Raw genomic sequence first — 14,938 nt, 5'->3', positions numbered from 1 at the left:
CCCACTGGGGCTGCTAGCGGGTCTGGGGGGGCGTTGTCTCGGTCTTGGTGGGTGGGGGGGGGGGGTGGTGGGGGGGGGGGGGGGGGCCCCCCCCCCGGTGCCGATGACGGTCCCTGCTTCTGCGCAGAAACGCACCGTCGAAACCCCCGTTGCCGGGTGAGAAGGGACACGCCCCGTCGAGTTGTGTAGTCGCTGTGGGCCGCCTGTACGGTCCTTCGGGACCAACTCATTCACGGGGAAGGCCGCACCAATGCCCGGCACCACCGGGGCCAAAGGCGGCGGGGAGCCGTCGAATCGTCTCTTCGCGCTGGACGGAATCCGGATCACAGCAGCCCTGATCGTCGTCCTTTACCACTACATCGGCCTCAATGCCGCGTGGGACAGAAACACGTTCGCGCTTTTTCCGGCACTACGCCCCTTCGCGGTGTACGGCTGGCTCGGCGTCGAGATCTTCTTCATCGTCAGCGGCTTCGTCATCTGCATGAGCGTCTGGGGACGCACGGTCGGCGACTTCGCCGTGTCCCGCGTATCCCGGCTCTTCCCCGCCTACTGGGCGGGCGTCGCGCTGACCGCGCTCGCCCTGTGGCTCATGCCCGAGGTGGAGGAGGTGCGCCATGTGGAGGGGTTGAGCGACGTCCTCGTCAATCTGACCATGATGCAGGGCGGCCTGGGCGTGGGGCATGTGGACCACTCGTACTGGACGCTGTTCGTGGAACTCAAGTTCTACGCGCTGTTCGCGCTCGTCGTGCTGCGCGGTGTCACGTACCGCAATTGCGTTCTCTTCTGCGGTATCTGGACGCTGGCGGCGGTCGCCGCACCGACCACCGATCTCCGGCTGCTCCACTTCTTGGCGATGCCGCAGTACGCGCCGTATTTCATCGCTGGCATCTCCTTCTATCTGATGCGTCGCTATCGGCCGACCATGCTGCTGTGGGGAATTGTCGGGGTCCAGTTCCTGCTCGCCCAGCATTACGTCTCCGGGCGCATGCGGACGAACCTCGGTGTGCGTCTCGCGGATCAGCTGCCGACCTGGCCCGCGCGCCTGGTCATCGCGCTCGGCTTCCTCGCGATCGCCGCCGTCGCGCTCGGTCTCCTGGACCGCGTCCGGTGGCGCGGGCTGAGGACCGCGGGAGCGCTCACGTATCCGCTGTACGTGATCCACATGGCGGTGGGCATCACGCTGATCCACCACTTCCGCGACCGCGTCGCGCCGCTCCCCCTCGTCGTCTCCGTAACGGCAGCCATGCTGGTCGCGTCCTGGCTGATCCACCGCTTCGTGGAACGCCCGCTGTCGCGGCGCCTGCGGTCGGGGATGCGGCGCGGTGTCCAGGAGATCCGCCGCAACTCCCCGGCGCCTGTCCAGGATGCGCGGGCTCCGGGCGGGGACCGGGCGCGCGACCTGGCGATGGCCTCGGCGGGCGACGCCCGTCATTGAGGCGGAGCTGAGGGCCCTCTGCGCGACGCGGTCCTCGGCGGGGGATGGACCTGGCGTGGAGTGCTGTTCAGGTGGCGAGGTGGTCCTGAGAGAGGTGGCGGCGGAGGAGGACGTTCGCGTCCGTCTCCGCGCTGCCGTCGAAGTCGGCCCGGGCCTGGCGGCGTTGGGCGGCGAGGAGGGCGCAGGCCTCGCACGCGGGGACCGGCTCGGGCGGGCGGCTCAGGTCGACGGTACGGGCGCGGGCGTTGGCCGCCTTGACGCCCGCGCTCAGCCGTTCCGCCGCGGTGGCCGGGCGGAGGTCGGCGGGGTCGGCCTGCCATTCACGGCCGCCGCCGACGGGTCGAAGCATGGCGTACGGACCGACGCTGCCGCGAAACTCCCCTACCACACAAGCCACTTGGTCGTACATGAAAGCGCCGCACTCCATGGATTCCTGCCCTCCTCGTGGATTACCCTCTGTGATCCGGGCACTACGAGAATGGACCCGGGCCAGGGAACGAAGAGCGCTGCAGGGCGGTACTTCCCCACGTCGCGCGGGTAGTTCCACATCTTCCACAAGGAGCGCGACGATGCCTGCGAGACGCGTGGTGACGGGCCGCAGCCAAGAACCGCGCAAGCGGTTCGCGGAGGAGCTGCGCAAGCTGAGGACCGAGCGCGGCGAGAGCCTGCGGCGGCTGGGCGAGGTGCTGGGCTGGGACTGGTCGCTCTTCTCGAAGATGGAGAAGGGCGAGACGCTGGGCGGCCCGGAGGTGGTCCAGGCGCTGGACACGCATTACGGGACGCCGGGGTTGTTGCTGGCGTTGTGGGAGCTGGCGGTCGCGGACCCTACGCAGTTCCGGGAGAAGTACCGCCAGTACATGGCGTTGGAGGCAGAGGCGGTCAGCATCTGGCACTACGCGCCCTGCCTGCTGCCGGGCCTGCTCCAGACGAAGGCCTACGCACGCACACTGATGGAGACAGGCCTCCATGAGGGCGACGAACTGACACGCCAGGTCGAGGCACGCCTGAGGCGACAAGAGCTGCTGACGGGGGCCAACGCCCTTGGTTTCCGCACGATCCTGTCGGAGACCGCGCTGCGCACACCGCTGCCGAATCAGGCGCAATGGCAGGAGCAGTTGGAGCATCTCCTCACGGTGGGCGACCGCCGGAACGTCACCATCCAGGTGGTTCCCCACTCCGCTGGGCTGCACGCAATGAACAACACCGAGGTGATCTTCCTGCGGCTCGCGGACGGCCGCGTGGTGGCCTGGGTGGAGACCGGATTTTCGGGCAGTCTGATCGACGGAACGGCCGATGTGGACCTGTTGCAGCTCCGCTACGATCGAGTTCGCGATCTGTCCCTGTCCCCGGCGGATTCACGGAAGTTCATCATGCGGACGTTGGAGGAAGCACAATGCGAGCCGTCGATCTGAGCACCGTCACCTGGCGCAAGAGCTCCTACAGCAACGGGGAAGGCGGCGCCTGCCTCGAAGTCGCCGACGCCCTCCCCCTCGTCCCCGTCCGCGACAGCAAGAACCCCACCGGCCCCGCCCTCCTCTTCGCCGCCCCCGCCTGGGCCGTGTTCGTGGACGGCGTCAAGGACGGCGGCTGAACGCCTCGCGGCAGCAGTGGACGAAGTCCTGGATCACGGCGTTGGCGTCGTCGGTTGGGGCCCAGGCGACGGCGACCTCGCTCGGGCTCACGCCGGTGACAGGGCGGTACGTGATGCCGGGGCGGGCGTAGAAGCGGGATGCGGATTCCGGGGCGAGCGCGATGCCGTAGCCGTTGGCGATCGCGCTGAGCCAGTCGTCGGGGTGCTCGGTGACCGCGCCGATACGGGGCGGGTGGCCCTCGCGTTCGTCGGTGGCCAGCCAGTAGTCGCGCCACGCACCCGATTCGGGCGGGGCCGCCACGAAGGGCTCGTCCCACAGGTCGCGGAAGTCGATCGTGTCGCGTACGGCCAGGGGGTGCGCGGCGGGGAGCGCCATGCAGCGGGGCTCGCTGAACAGCGGTGCGATCCGCAGGGCTTCCTGGCCCGGGAACGGCAGGCGTACCAGGGCGACATCGACGTCTCCGGCGGTGAGGCCGGCGGACGGGTTCGACCAGGCGGACTGTCGCATATCGGCGCGCCAGCCCGGCCGTCGGCGGGCGAACTCCGCGACGATGTGCTGCGTGGTCTCGTTCGCGGCGCTGGCCAGGAAGCCGACGCGCAGCAGGCGGGCCGCCCGGCCGGCCGCGCGCTTCGTCTCCCGTACCGTCCGGTCCCAGTCGGCCAGCAGAGCGGGCACACGCTCGGCCAGGGCCCGGCCCGGTGCGGTGAGGGTCATGCCGCTCCGGGACCGCGTGAACAGGGGCAGTCCGAGCTGGGTCTCCAACTGCTTGATCTGCTTGGTCAATGCGGGCTGGGAGACGAACAGTCGCTCGGCGGCCCGGGTCAGACTCCCCTCGTCCGCCACCGCGAGGAAATAGCGCAGCAGCCGGGTGTCGATATCCATGCCCGCAGGTTATAGATGCAGGTATTGGACGTCGATCGGCTGACGCGGCGAGGCTTGACGCATGTTCATCGCCTACGTGGTCATCACGGCCGTCACGATCGCGGCCAACACATTCGACTCCGTGGCCGGCTTCGCGAGGGCGGAGTTCGTCCTCGCCAACTCGGCCGAGGTGGGCGTCCCGGAGTCCTGGATTCCGGGTCTCGGCGCACTCAAGACGGCGGGCGCGGCCGGACTGCTGCTCGGCCTCCTGGGCGTCCCGTCCATCGGCGTGGCCGCGGCGGCGGGCCTCGTCGGGTTCTTCGTCTGCGCGGTCGCGCTGCACATCCGCAAGCGCGTGCTCCACAACATCGCCTTCCCCGGCGGCTTCCTGGCCCTGGCGATCGCCTCCCTCGCCCTCGCGGTCAGGGCAGCAGGGTGAACGCCTCCATGTGCGCAGGCGTACGGCCCCGAAGTGCCAGCGGTCCACCGTGGCCACTTCGCGCCACGCCGCGAGGATCCGGCCCACCTCCAGCCCAAGGACCGGTGCTGCCAGAGCAGCAAGGCTGCGGTCTGCCGGCCAGGGGGCCAGGCCGACTGGACGTCACGCGGTGGACTTGATCAGTCGGGCGCCGCCACTGCTGGAGCGCGCCATCCGTGAGAGAGACGGCCGGGCAATCACAGTGAGCGACGCTGGTTCGGTCGATTCATCTTCCTCCTCCGGCGCCGCTCATTCAGCGCCGTGAGCGTATAGAGGATGTCAAACGAGGTAAAGATAAGGATCAGTTCACTGGGGGCGAGGTCGGCCACTGTGACGAATAGTACCGTTACGAAGGCGCCTCCGAGCGCACCCGCAAAAAGGGGATGCACTGCAGCCCACGCCTGTGTCGCATCACGCATTCCCATGAATCTCACGTCAGATGACTTCGGTTCCCACGGGAGCAGAGTACCTTCATTCCTTGTCGCCGAATGCAACGCATGGAAGGCGGCGCCTTTTCTCACGCCTCCGGGTGGACGGCTACACCCATTCCAAATACTGTCATTCCCCACCAGATACCCCATCTCATGGTCGGATCCTCGACGATCCCGGCCCGCGTGCAGGCAAAGGCAAGGAGTGCCCCAGCCCCAGAGAATGCTGTGGCTACTACAAATGCGCGGAGAGTCATATTCGACCGCATGCTTGCCTTTCGTTCAACAGCCGAAGGGCCGGGGGGGGCGGCGCCCGCGTGTACGCCGTCGGGGCCGGCGAAGACACCGGGCCCGACGAGACTCCGTCGTCGTACTACTACCGGCAGATCTTCTGCTGCTTCTTCCGCGACAAGCACGGCATCGAGGCGATCGAGACCGTGGGCGTCAACAACGCCACCTTCGAGACTTTCGTGATGATCCGCCGATTTCTGCGGCGGCCCGTCACGGTTCGTGCACTCGGTGAAAATTGCGGAACGGCCCGCTCCCCCTCGAAAATCCAGGAAGGAGCAGGCCGCTCTTTCGACTACTGGCGTCTTCTGAGGAACTTACCGAACGTAGAGGAGTCCTTCCTCTGTCTCGCGTTCCATTCATCCCAGAGGCCGAATACCTCGCGCTCGCGAAGTTCCGCCTCCTCGCCCTGAAGCCAGACGACCGCCATCGACAGGACCACCCCGGTCACATTCCCGTCACTGACCGAGAAGTCGTCTTCCGACCCGCTTTCCGTGTCGCGGAGGTAGCAGGCCCACCAGCCGTCGACCTCAGGGACCAGCAAGGCGTACCACCCGGCGTAATCCCCGCTCTGACAAAGGCCGATGCGACCGAATTCAGGCCAGTCGGCCCGCACTACCACCATGGTGCCCACCTCTTCCGGGGACGGTGAGTGATGTGAAAGTTGAAGTAGTCGTGTCTGCCCTTTTCCGAATACTCGAGGTTCGACGACCAATTCCTGCCCTTCCTCACAGCAGAACGATAATGGTATAGGCCCTTCTGTAGCCATCTGGCTCCATTCCTCGCGAGCTGTCTGCTAGCCCCTCGGCCGACCCACATACGACCCGCGAGCCATGACGTGGCCCGCGTCGCCCCCACCGAGCCCTTCCTGAGGTTGCCCGCCGCACGCGCGGCACGCGCGAGGCGAACAACCCGGTATGCCCGGTAGGCCCAGGCTGCGGCTCCGAGGCCAGGAACGAAGGTGGCGGCAGTGAGAGCGATGTCCCACTTGTACTTCCAGGCGACACGCCCGACCTTCCTGACACCCGCTTTTACCTTGTCCCACCACGATCTGCCGTCGAGGTCAAACTGGTTGATGGGGTCTCCGGGGTAGCCGTAGCCGTTGTCGCCGCCGCCATAGACCGGGTCGACTGACAGGAAACGTCCCGTGGTCGGGTTGTAGAGACGAACGCCCATCAGGACAAGGCCGGTGAGGGTTTCGCTGGAGCGCTGCTTGGCGCCGAGCCAGTTGTAGCGGACGGCGGGCTGGCCGGTGCGGGGGTTGCCGTACTCGTCGTTGTCCAGGACCAGGGGGGCGTCGGACGCCTCCAGCGGCAGTTGGAGGGCGACGTCGCCGTGGATGTTCGTCAGTTGGAGGACAGCGTTTCCGATTCCACTGGTGGTGGCGGCGAGGTCGCCAGAGGCCGAGTCGACATTGCGGCTGATGATGCCCTTGGCGATGTCTTCGGTGATCCAGCGGGGGTTGTCGCCGTCGCTGTCGTAGTGGTTGACCTTGGCCGCGGTCTGGTTCCAGGTTCCGTCGGTATTCTCTTCGACAGTCCAGGAACGCCGACGCTGGTTGGCGTCGAGCTGCCAGGTCTGACGCCGGCCGCTCGCGATCTGCTGGTGGACCAGGTCGTTGGTGTAGTAGCCGATCTGGCTGCCGGGCAGGTTCGTGGTGCGGCCGAGGGCGTCGTAAACATAGCCAGTGTCGGCGAGGCGGTCGGCGCTGTCGTAGGTGTGGGTGGTGGTGATTCCTCCGGTGGTTGGGCAGGCGGCTCCCGCGGCACCTTCCGCAGTGGTCTTGCTGGTGCGGTTGGTGCGCTTGTCAAAGCCGTAGGTACGACGGGTGCAGATGTCGCCGACGATGTCGTCGACCACGGTCAGGCGGCCCGTGGCATCGTAGGTGTACTTCTGCGCGGACCAGCCGGCATGTTGGGTGACCTGTCCGTGGACGGATTCCTCGACGGTGTCGGAGTAGACGACCTGGCCGTCGCTGTCACGGGTGTAGACCCGGGAAGCCGCGGCTCCGGTGGCGTCCTCGGTGACCCTGAGGGTGTAGCCGCCGGGGAGCTTCTCGGTGGCGACGGAGCCGTCGGCGTCGTAGGTGGCGGCGAAGGTGCCGGCGACCGAGTCCGTGGTGGAGGTGACCAGGCCACGGGGCTCAGCGGTGGTGTCGTAGGTGTAGGTGACCGTGGACGGCGCCGAGTCGGTCGTCTTGACCGGCCGGTTCAGCTGGTCGTACTCAGTCCGGGTCACGCCGCCGTCGGCGTCGGTATAGGAGATGAGTCGGCCCAGCTTGTCGTACTCCTTCGTGATGGTGCCGCCGGTCGGCGAGACGGTCTTGACTGCCCGGCCGTAGACGTCGTACTCGGCCGTGGACTCGGGAACCGCCTGTCCAAGCCCACCGGTGACGACGCTCGTGATCGGGCGGCCGGCGTTGTCATAGGTGTTGGCGGTGGTGCGGGTGACACCGTTGGCGGTCTCGGTGACCTTGGTCGGGTTGCCCCACCAGTCGTACTCGATAGTGGTCGTCGGCAGCTCGGTCGGGTTCGATCCACCGCCGGTGATGGCGCCGGCCGGGCCGGTGGAGCAGACCTGGTCGGCCCACTCCGGACGGCTAGCGCAGGTGCCGGTGCCGGTCGCGGACCAGTAGGTGGTCACGCGGGTGGCGACGTCGGTGCCGGTGGCGTCGGGCAGGAGCTGCTTGGTGACGCGCCCCAGGTCGTCGTACTCGGTGGTCTCGGTGATCGCAAGACCGGCCGGGTCCTGGATTGTCTTGATCGGCAGGCCCTTGCCCCAGTCATAGACGGTCTGGGCGACGCGCGCATCGGTCATGGTCGAGGAGCCCAGGACCTGAGCACCAGTGGTGACCTTGGTGATCTGGTTCTCGACCTTTGCGGTGCCGTCCGTGGGGCGGCCCACGTCGTACTCGTTGACCGTCCACGAACGCGCCACGGCCGACTGACCGCCTCCGGTCGGAGTAATGCGGCGCAGCGGGCCGAACTCCTCCAGTTCGCGGGAGCCCTTGGAGTCGTAGACGGACTTCGTGGCCAGCAGGTCGGCGCGGTCCTGGGGGGACAGGCCGACGATGCCGAGGTCGGTCAGTGTGGCCTGGTCGGCAGCGGTGCCGCCGAGCGCCAAGGCCCGGTTGCCTGCGGTCAGCTCGCGGACGGTGTTGCCGAAGTGGTCGTACTCGGTGGTGGTGACGTTGCCGCCCGGGTCGACCGTGTTCACCTGGCGCCCGGAGGCGTTCGTGTAGGTGATCGAGGCCCGGCGATAGTCCGTAGCCCCGAGTCCGCCGCCGGAGTGCGCGGCAGGAACTGCGTCGGCCGGGAAGACGGCGGTCGCGTCCGTGGGGGCGTCGCTCTGGGCCCAGGCCGCGACGTCCGCGATCCCCAGCTTGTACGGGGCATTGTCACCGGTCAGCGGAACGTCGTAGACGATGCTCGTCGTTGCGGTGCCGGACTCGGTGTCCGTGGTGCCCTGCTGCAGACCGGAGCGGTTGACCTTCAGCAGCATGCCGTCGCCAGCGGTGGCGGCGTTGCCCGCCTTGCCGTACACGAACGACCAGGGAAGCTCCGACTGCGACTGCTGCCAGTCCACGCGGCCGGCCGAGTCGTAGGAGTACTGAACCTGGGTGCTCTGCGGCAGATTGGGGTTCCACTGTTGACGCAGCTTGCCGGTGGCATCGTAGCGATAGGTCACCACGGCCTTTGACGTGGCCGCCGCCGCACCGGGCTCGGTTGACCAGGCCCGGATCTCCTTGACCTGGCCCGCGTGGTCGCCAAAGACGGTGTCGGTCGCCGTGGTTGTGGTCGCATAGACGAACTCCAGCGCCCGGCAACCCTTCGTCGACGGCGTCGCCGTGCAGGTGGTGGCCGAGGCGGCGGAGGTCGGGGCGATCACCCGCTTCGGGCGGGCGAGCTTCTTGCCGTCCATCGTCACGGTCTCGGAGATCACCGTGGTCGTGGACTGGGTCAGGCCGTCCATCGTGCTGGATGCGACCTGCCAGGTGGTGGCGGTCGGGTCCGGCTTGGTGAAGACGGTGACCGTGCCCTCGGTGTCCTTCAGCGTGAACGACCCGGTCAGCGAGCCGGTCAGGGTCAGGTCCTCCGCACCGGGCTCCGCCTTCCAGCCGCCACCCGTGGTGGCGGTGTAGCCGAGCTCCTCGCCGTCGACATCGACCAATGCAACAGAGGTGGCGGTGGTCTGCCTCAGGTAGGCCCAGTCCGACTCGGTGATCTCGGCGGTCGTGCCGGAGGTCCACTGCGGACCGAAGATCGCCGCCTGGCCGTCCTGCTTTCCGCCCGCGTCGGGGCGCCGAGAGGACGCCGTACGCGAGACCGACAGGCCGAACAGCGACGCGTCGGTCGCCGACAGCGTGTAGTCACCGGTCAGCAGGTTCACCGAACCCGGTCCGGCCTCTTCCGACGGCGCGGTGCCGGCGTTCCGGTCCACCGTGATCTCGTTCGCCGGCGAGTACGCGGGTGGGGACGTGCCGTCGGTGAAGGCGGCCCGGACCTCGATCGGGCCGTCCTCGGCAAGGGTGTCGGTGATGTTCCACGTCAGGCCTGCCGGCTTGCCGTTCGATACGGCTACCGGCCAGCCGGCGACCGTGTCGGAGCCCTGTCGCACGTCGGCGACCGGGACGTCCTTCCAGGTGTCGGTCTCGCCCCGGCGGTACTGGTAGGTCACGCCGGTGTAGGAGGTGAGGCCCTCCGCTGCAAGACCCACACGCCGTGCCGGGCGTTCGCCCTGACCGGGGGCCAGCAGCGCCGCACCCGAACCCGCGTAGAAGACGTGGGACGTCTCGGACGAGATGTTCCCGGCAGGGTCCCAGGTGCGGGCGGAGACGGTGTGCTTGCCCGCGGGGAACAAAAGCGTCTTGCTGACCGCGGCCCCGGTCGTCGCGGCAGAGGTCCAGGTTCCGGAGTCCAGCCTGTACTCCACCGCCGTGACGTCGCTCGTGGGCGGGGTGAAGGTGAACGAGCCTGAGTAGTTCTCGTTCGTGTCCTTGGTGCCGTCCGTCCAGGTGTTGGCCGGGAAGTCACCAGAGGAGACGGCGGTCGTGGCCGGCTTGGTGGTGTCGACGGTGAAGTAGTACTTGGGGGTCCACGGCGACCAGGCGCTGCCGTCGCTGACAATGCCCCAGAACCAGTACGTGCGTCCGTTGACCAGCTTGCCCGACGGCACTGTGTAGGAGACGGTGCTCCCGACTGGGTCCTGGGTGCCGGAGTCGTAGACCGTCAGGTTGGTGCTGCCCTCCCACAGCTCGAACTTGTACCGCAGGAAGTTGGTTTCCTTGTCGCTGAGCGCGTAGCTCAGCGTAGGCGTGGTGGAGGTCGTCCAGTTCTTGCCCGCGGCAGCACGTCCGGGAACCGCGGTCATCGGGTTGCCGGCCGTCGGGATGGTGTTGTACGTGACCGACACGTATGGGGTGTTCGATGCCGCGTTGCCCGAGTTGAACCGCTTCCAGGAGTACGGGTCCGACTCGGTCGTCGCCCGGATACCCATCGCGTTACTGCTGTTGCCATTGGCCGCCCAGGCCGCCGCCAGGCTCTTGATGTCCTGGGACACCCAGCCGTCACCACACGAGGACGAGTAGCCCTTCGTGGCCGTCGTCGTCGCCCACTTGTTGTTCCAGCTCGGCTGAGCGGTGTACCGGGTACTGGTCGAAGCATGCGCAGTGTCCCAGACCTCCCAGCTGCTCGGCGTGCACGACCAGGAGTGGAACTCCCACAGGTTCAGCTTCGCACTGAGGATCTGCTTGCCCGTGATCTGCGCCATCGGGAAGTGCAGGAACGACCGCGCGATCTGCCCCGAGCCGTTGTTGCCGAGCTTCAGCTCCGTCGAGGCCGACTGGTCCGTCGTGTAGCCCTGCTGGACGAACGTGTCGAAGCTCGACCCGATGTTCACCGCCGGGTCGACCGTGACCGGGAACTTTGTCTCAGGATCAGCCAAGAAGTCCGCATCCGGCGTCAGCGTCAGATCGACCGCGCCACCGCTCTGCGTCACCTTCAGGCCGACATCAGCCCGCCGCGTGTGCTCCCCGGAGTTCGGGTCCACATAGGCGTCCCACATCACCGGCGCAGGCAGCACACCCACCTGCTTGCCGGACTTCGCATCGAGGAAGGTCACCGAACGATCCGCGTTCGCCCGCGCCTCGATGCCCTCCGCGTTCAGCGTCAGCGTCACCGAGCCGTTCGCGTCGATCGCCGAGCGGTCCTTCAGCTCAAGGAACTGCTCGAATCCCGTACGGGTCGACTCGATGATCAGGTCAGTCGCCGTGAGCGCGTCGGCGTATCGGGCCTTCGTGCCCGACACCGAGGGCTCCGGCAGCACACCGCGCCACGACAGACCCAGCTGACGGTCCTCGCCGGCATCCAGCGTCACCAGCGAAACAGGCGTGGTCTGCGAGTCGCCGGCATCGCCGGACGACATCACCCTCGCCGCCTGCGTGGCCGGCGTCTTGCCCGCCAGCCTCAGCCCCAACGGATGAGCCTTCGCGGCGACCGAGCCGTCCGAACCCTTCGCCAGCTCGACGTCGATGTTCTGCCACTTGCCCGTCGCCTCGTCACGGAACCGGACCGGTCCCGATGCGGCATCGAGCGTCACAGTGCCATCAGGATTCGCCCACGTCGTCGACGACTCCGTGCGCTCCGACAGCGCTTCCACTCGCTTACCCGACAGTCGGGCGGCAACCTGAGCCGAGGACAGGTCCGCCGCCTCAGTGGGTGCGGGCGCCTCAAGGGCCGGCAGCGTTTCCTGTTGCGACGAGAGCGCAACCGCTTGGCCTGTCGAAGCCACCACGACGGCCGTCTCGACCACCATGAGGCCGGCCACGGCCAGAGCAAGACGGCGCAACGTACTCGCTCTCAGCCATCTACCCCCCATACCGCCCGGCGGCGCTATTTGATCACTCACAGTGAAGATTTCCTCCCCTTGATGAGCCACGCCTGTGGCTCCAGGGCAGGATCCTACGGTCGGAGAATCGAGGGCCCGAAGGAGGGATCCCTGCATCATCGCAGGTCACAGCACCATTACGGGGCCATGGGTCGCGAGAGCCACCGAATGCCGCGCGACGCATCACATAGTCAACCCCAACTCAAGATCACTAAAAGTAGTCACCTTCAGTCGCATGACGCTGCGTCGGCTTCAGCTCCATTGATGACTAAGCGTCACATCTCGTTCATAGGTGCCCTGTCGGAATGCGGCAACAGACCATCACCCCTGAAGCGTCTCTGTCGTGGACCTGCCTGCCACGCAAGGGCTCGGGTGGAGTTCTCCGACTGATCTGACGGGTGGAACGTGGGCGGGAGGGGTGCGTCGGTCCGTTCTCTGCCGGGCATGTGAGTGACGAGGTCATGCCGCGCACTGCGTCCAGCGGAGGTCGATCTTGATCGCCGTTCGCTTCACGCGGCACGCGCCCTTGCCGACGTCTCGCAGTCGCGGCAGCGGCCCGGTTCCGGGGCACGAAACGCGCGGTCGCAGTCCTCGCAGGTCTGCATGGGGTCCGGGGCCGGGGGGCTCGGAGGCAAGGGCGGCGGGAGCAGGGTTGTCAGGCGGTGCGCGAGGAGGCCTGCTGCATGCTTGAGGTCGGCCGGGAGGCACGCCGTGAGGGTGCGGCGGACCGCGGCCGGACGGGCGCCCCGGGCGAACCAGGCGTCGGCACCGGGGGCCAGGCGGTGGATGTCCCGTAGCGAGAGCAGCAGGCGGGTTCGTGGGCCCGCAGGCCGAGGAGCAGGCTCGGCCGAGGTGGGCGTCCCGGAGTCCTGGCTTCCAGGCCTCGGCGTACTCAAGACGGCCGGCGCGTCCGGGCTGCTGCTGGGTCTCCTGGGCGTCCCGCTCATCGGCGTGGCCGCGGCGGCGGGGCTCATCGCGTTCTTCGTCTGCGCGGTCGCACTGCACATCCACAAGCGCGTGCTGCACAACATCGCCTTCCCCGGCCGGCTTCCTGGCATTGGCGATCGCCTCCCTCGCCCTCGCCGTCAGGGCAGCAGGGTAAACACGGCGACGACGAGATCGCTCACGCGCTCTCCCTCTGGCGCTGCGCCTACTGCGCCTCCTCCTCAGCAATGAGGTCGCGCCCCTCCGCCAGGCCGGCCAGCAGTTCCTCCATACGCTCCGAGATGTCGCTGCGCCCACTCGATCCCGAAGCGGCGGAGTTGAATCTGCGCAGAACGGGGGCGTCGCCCTGTTCCCCGCCCGGCAGATGGGCGGCGATCGCCTCGCGCATCCACTCCGAGACAGACATGCCACGCCGGGCGGCCTCGTGACGCATCCGAGCGTCCAGCGATTCGTCGACGCTGATCGTCGTTCGCTTCACGCGGCACGCACCCTTGCCGACGTCTCGCAGTCGCGGCAGCGGCCCGGTTCCGGGGCACGGAACGCGCGGTCGCAGTCCTCGCAGGTCTGCAAGGGGGCCGGGGGCGTCGGAGGCAAGGGCGGCGGGAGCAGGGTCGTCAGGCGATAGGCCAGGAGGCCCGCCGGATGCTTCAGGTCGTCGGGGAGTGCTGCCGTGAGCGTGCGGCCGACGGCGTCCGGGTGGGCTCCCCGGGTGAACCAGGCGTCGACGCCGGGGGCCAGGCGGTGGATGTCTCGTACCGACAGCAGCAGGCGGGGTTCGTGGGCCCGCAGGCCGAGGAGCAGGTCTACTGCCGGGCCCTCGGGGAGGCGGACCGGCGGCGGAGGCGGGGCCGGCGTGGGCGCAAGAGCGGGTTCCGGTTGCGGCTCCAGGTCCCGCTCGGGGTCCGGCTCGTCAGGATCGGGCTCCGGGTCCGGCTCCGTCGCCCCCGGGCGGTTGTACGAGACCGTGCGCGTCGCCATCCGGCCGCCCGGCAGCCGTTCGAGGGTCCTGGCCAGATAGCCGTACGCCTCCAGCTCCCGCAGCGCGGCGGCGATGCGGATCTCGCCCTCCGGGAAGCGTTCGGCGAGCGACCTGATCGAAATGCAGGCGCCGGCGGGAAGCGACTGGATGTGGACGGCGAGGCCGATCGCGAGCAGCGAGAGCTTCTCGTGCTGGGCGAGGTGGTTGCCGATGACGACGAAGCAGCTGGTGTGCTTCACGTTGACGTGGATGACGCCTCCGCGAGAGGCGGGCGCGCTAGGGTGCTGGGTATCCATCGGGAAGGTTGCTTCTTCCTCGTTGGTCAGGCTCTCGGTCGGGATTGCGAGTCCCGGCCGGGGGCCGAACTGTTTTCGGTGCGGTCGCCGTGAGCATATGCCAGGCAACCGGCATCAAATCCAGCCCAGTTGGCACAGTTCGCTCGTGTGGGTGACGGGTGCGCCCTGGGGAGGCTGGAGGGGTGGGGAGGGTTCTTTCCCCCGGTTCTTTGGTCTTTGATCTCGCGCCTCACCGCCCCGTGGGCGACCACGGCCCGGACGTCCCCGCGCACGCGAAGGGGCCGGACCCATCCGGGTCCGGCCCCCTCGACTTCGTTCAGGCGTCCGCTACTTGACGGGGTTCAGGCAGAGGACGAACTTGAGCGACTCCAGCTGCTGCGCGAGCGCGACCTCGCTCACGTCGCCGCACTTCTCCACGTCGAAGGTGTCCTCGACGACCTTGACGACCTTGTAGAGGTCGGGGGCCTTCTCGCCGCACGGCTTGCTGTTGACCTCGGGGTCGTTCTCCGGGCCGGTCACCGTCACGCACTCGCCGACCTTGGCGTGGACGGGGGCGTCGCCCGTGAGGTAGGGGAGGCCGAGCTTCACGGCCAGGGCGACGGCGATCGCAACGACGACGCCCAGGATCTTCTTGCCGATCCCGCCCTTCTTCTTCTCCGGCTCGGCGGGCGCGAGCGGCTGGTCGGGGGTGGCGGGAGGAGTCGTCATGAGGGCTTCCTTGGGGACGTGAGCATGATCAGACGCGAACGTT

Annotated in this window: 12 protein-coding genes; 5 read left to right on the top strand and 7 right to left on the bottom strand. The window is 68.0% G+C overall.

Translation table 11 applies throughout. The features are described from left to right. The first annotated feature begins 250 nt into the window (after nucleotides 1-250). Entirely contained in the window at nucleotides 251-1,435 is a 1,185-nt protein-coding gene (locus ACZ4VI_RS17985) for an acyltransferase family protein (RefSeq protein ID WP_468000169.1), read from the top strand. A gap of 67 nt (nucleotides 1,436-1,502) precedes the next feature. On the opposite strand, the gene ACZ4VI_RS17980 is transcribed toward ACZ4VI_RS17985, so the two are convergent. Further along, nucleotides 1,503-1,784, bottom strand: coding sequence for a hypothetical protein (locus ACZ4VI_RS17980; RefSeq protein ID WP_468000168.1), 282 nt, complete (start codon nucleotides 1,782-1,784; stop codon nucleotides 1,503-1,505). 220 nt (nucleotides 1,785-2,004) lie between these two features. Here ACZ4VI_RS17980 and ACZ4VI_RS17975 point away from each other — a divergent pair, with 220 nt between their 5' ends. Both ACZ4VI_RS17975 and ACZ4VI_RS17970 read left to right on the top strand, forming a co-directional pair. Continuing rightward, complete coding sequence (locus tag ACZ4VI_RS17975; RefSeq protein ID WP_468000167.1) at nucleotides 2,005-2,847, top strand: helix-turn-helix domain-containing protein; 843 nt, start codon at nucleotides 2,005-2,007, stop codon at nucleotides 2,845-2,847. After that, entirely contained in the window at nucleotides 2,829-3,026 is a 198-nt protein-coding gene (locus tag ACZ4VI_RS17970) for a DUF397 domain-containing protein (RefSeq protein ID WP_468000166.1), read from the top strand. Before ACZ4VI_RS17975 ends, ACZ4VI_RS17970 begins: the two co-directional genes overlap by 19 nt. Here ACZ4VI_RS17970 and ACZ4VI_RS17965 read toward each other — a convergent pair. Beyond that, a complete protein-coding gene (locus tag ACZ4VI_RS17965) occupies nucleotides 3,010-3,909 on the bottom strand; it encodes a LysR family transcriptional regulator (protein WP_468000165.1) in 900 nt (299 codons plus the stop codon). The two genes, ACZ4VI_RS17970 and ACZ4VI_RS17965, sit on opposite strands and share 17 nt — an antisense overlap. Nucleotides 3,910-3,970: 61 nt before the next feature. Between ACZ4VI_RS17965 and ACZ4VI_RS17960 the strand changes: the two genes are divergently transcribed. After that, nucleotides 3,971-4,327, top strand: coding sequence for a DoxX family protein (locus ACZ4VI_RS17960; protein ID WP_468000164.1), 357 nt, complete (start codon nucleotides 3,971-3,973; stop codon nucleotides 4,325-4,327). A 1,050-nt stretch (nucleotides 4,328-5,377) separates the two neighbouring features. On the opposite strand, the gene ACZ4VI_RS17955 is transcribed toward ACZ4VI_RS17960, so the two are convergent. Together ACZ4VI_RS17955 and ACZ4VI_RS17950 are read right to left on the bottom strand one after the other, a co-directional pair. Further along, the gene (locus ACZ4VI_RS17955; protein WP_468000334.1) at nucleotides 5,378-5,707 is read right to left on the bottom strand and encodes a hypothetical protein; all 330 of its coding nucleotides are present in this window, start codon (nucleotides 5,705-5,707) and stop codon (nucleotides 5,378-5,380) included. Continuing rightward, nucleotides 5,698-11,895, bottom strand: a complete 6,198-nt coding sequence (locus ACZ4VI_RS17950) for a DNRLRE domain-containing protein (protein ID WP_468000321.1) — start codon at nucleotides 11,893-11,895, stop codon at nucleotides 5,698-5,700. The genes ACZ4VI_RS17955 and ACZ4VI_RS17950 overlap by 10 nt, the downstream gene beginning before the upstream one ends. A 675-nt stretch (nucleotides 11,896-12,570) precedes the next feature. Between ACZ4VI_RS17950 and ACZ4VI_RS17945 the strand changes: the two genes are divergently transcribed. Beyond that, nucleotides 12,571-13,143: a DoxX family protein gene (locus ACZ4VI_RS17945; protein ID WP_468000163.1), complete on the top strand. Its 573-nt coding sequence runs from the start codon at nucleotides 12,571-12,573 to the stop codon at nucleotides 13,141-13,143. Here the strand turns inward: ACZ4VI_RS17945 and ACZ4VI_RS17940 are convergent. From ACZ4VI_RS17940 to ACZ4VI_RS17930, 3 genes are all read right to left on the bottom strand, one after another. Beyond that, nucleotides 13,118-13,390: a ribbon-helix-helix domain-containing protein gene (locus ACZ4VI_RS17940; RefSeq protein ID WP_468000162.1), complete on the bottom strand. Its 273-nt coding sequence runs from the start codon at nucleotides 13,388-13,390 to the stop codon at nucleotides 13,118-13,120. The genes ACZ4VI_RS17945 and ACZ4VI_RS17940 overlap by 26 nt on opposite strands. Next, entirely contained in the window at nucleotides 13,387-14,187 is an 801-nt protein-coding gene (locus ACZ4VI_RS17935; protein ID WP_468000161.1) for a helix-turn-helix domain-containing protein, read from the bottom strand. Before ACZ4VI_RS17935 ends, ACZ4VI_RS17940 begins: the two co-directional genes overlap by 4 nt. A 327-nt stretch (nucleotides 14,188-14,514) precedes the next feature. Next, nucleotides 14,515-14,895 carry an LppU/SCO3897 family protein gene (locus ACZ4VI_RS17930; RefSeq protein ID WP_468000160.1) on the bottom strand — a complete coding sequence of 127 codons (381 nt, stop codon included), beginning with the start codon at nucleotides 14,893-14,895 and terminating at the stop codon, nucleotides 14,515-14,517. Nucleotides 14,896-14,938 lie beyond the last annotated feature (43 nt).

This window comes from Streptomyces sp. NPDC029169, assembly GCF_055563935.1.
Note: the sequence above shows the minus strand (reverse complement) of the source record. Positions and strands in the feature narration are given on the sequence as shown.

What these genes read in the sequence shown, in the direction of transcription:
- ACZ4VI_RS17980 (WP_468000168.1), bottom strand. Translation starts at nt 1,784, where the DNA reads ATGCTTCGACCCGTCGGCGGCGGCCGTGAATGGCAGGCCGACCCCGCC.
- ACZ4VI_RS17960 (WP_468000164.1), top strand. Translation starts at nt 3,971, where the DNA reads ATGTTCATCGCCTACGTGGTCATCACGGCCGTCACGATCGCGGCCAAC.
- ACZ4VI_RS17975 (WP_468000167.1), top strand. Translation starts at nt 2,005, where the DNA reads ATGCCTGCGAGACGCGTGGTGACGGGCCGCAGCCAAGAACCGCGCAAG.
- ACZ4VI_RS17930 (WP_468000160.1), bottom strand. Translation starts at nt 14,895, where the DNA reads ATGACGACTCCTCCCGCCACCCCCGACCAGCCGCTCGCGCCCGCCGAG.
- ACZ4VI_RS17955 (WP_468000334.1), bottom strand. Translation starts at nt 5,707, where the DNA reads ATGGTGGTAGTGCGGGCCGACTGGCCTGAATTCGGTCGCATCGGCCTT.
- ACZ4VI_RS17935 (WP_468000161.1), bottom strand. Translation starts at nt 14,187, where the DNA reads ATGGATACCCAGCACCCTAGCGCGCCCGCCTCTCGCGGAGGCGTCATC.
- ACZ4VI_RS17965 (WP_468000165.1), bottom strand. Translation starts at nt 3,909, where the DNA reads ATGGATATCGACACCCGGCTGCTGCGCTATTTCCTCGCGGTGGCGGAC.
- ACZ4VI_RS17985 (WP_468000169.1), top strand. Translation starts at nt 251, where the DNA reads ATGCCCGGCACCACCGGGGCCAAAGGCGGCGGGGAGCCGTCGAATCGT.
- ACZ4VI_RS17970 (WP_468000166.1), top strand. Translation starts at nt 2,829, where the DNA reads ATGCGAGCCGTCGATCTGAGCACCGTCACCTGGCGCAAGAGCTCCTAC.
- ACZ4VI_RS17945 (WP_468000163.1), top strand. Translation starts at nt 12,571, where the DNA reads ATGGGGTCCGGGGCCGGGGGGCTCGGAGGCAAGGGCGGCGGGAGCAGG.
- ACZ4VI_RS17950 (WP_468000321.1), bottom strand. Translation starts at nt 11,895, where the DNA reads ATGGTGGTCGAGACGGCCGTCGTGGTGGCTTCGACAGGCCAAGCGGTT.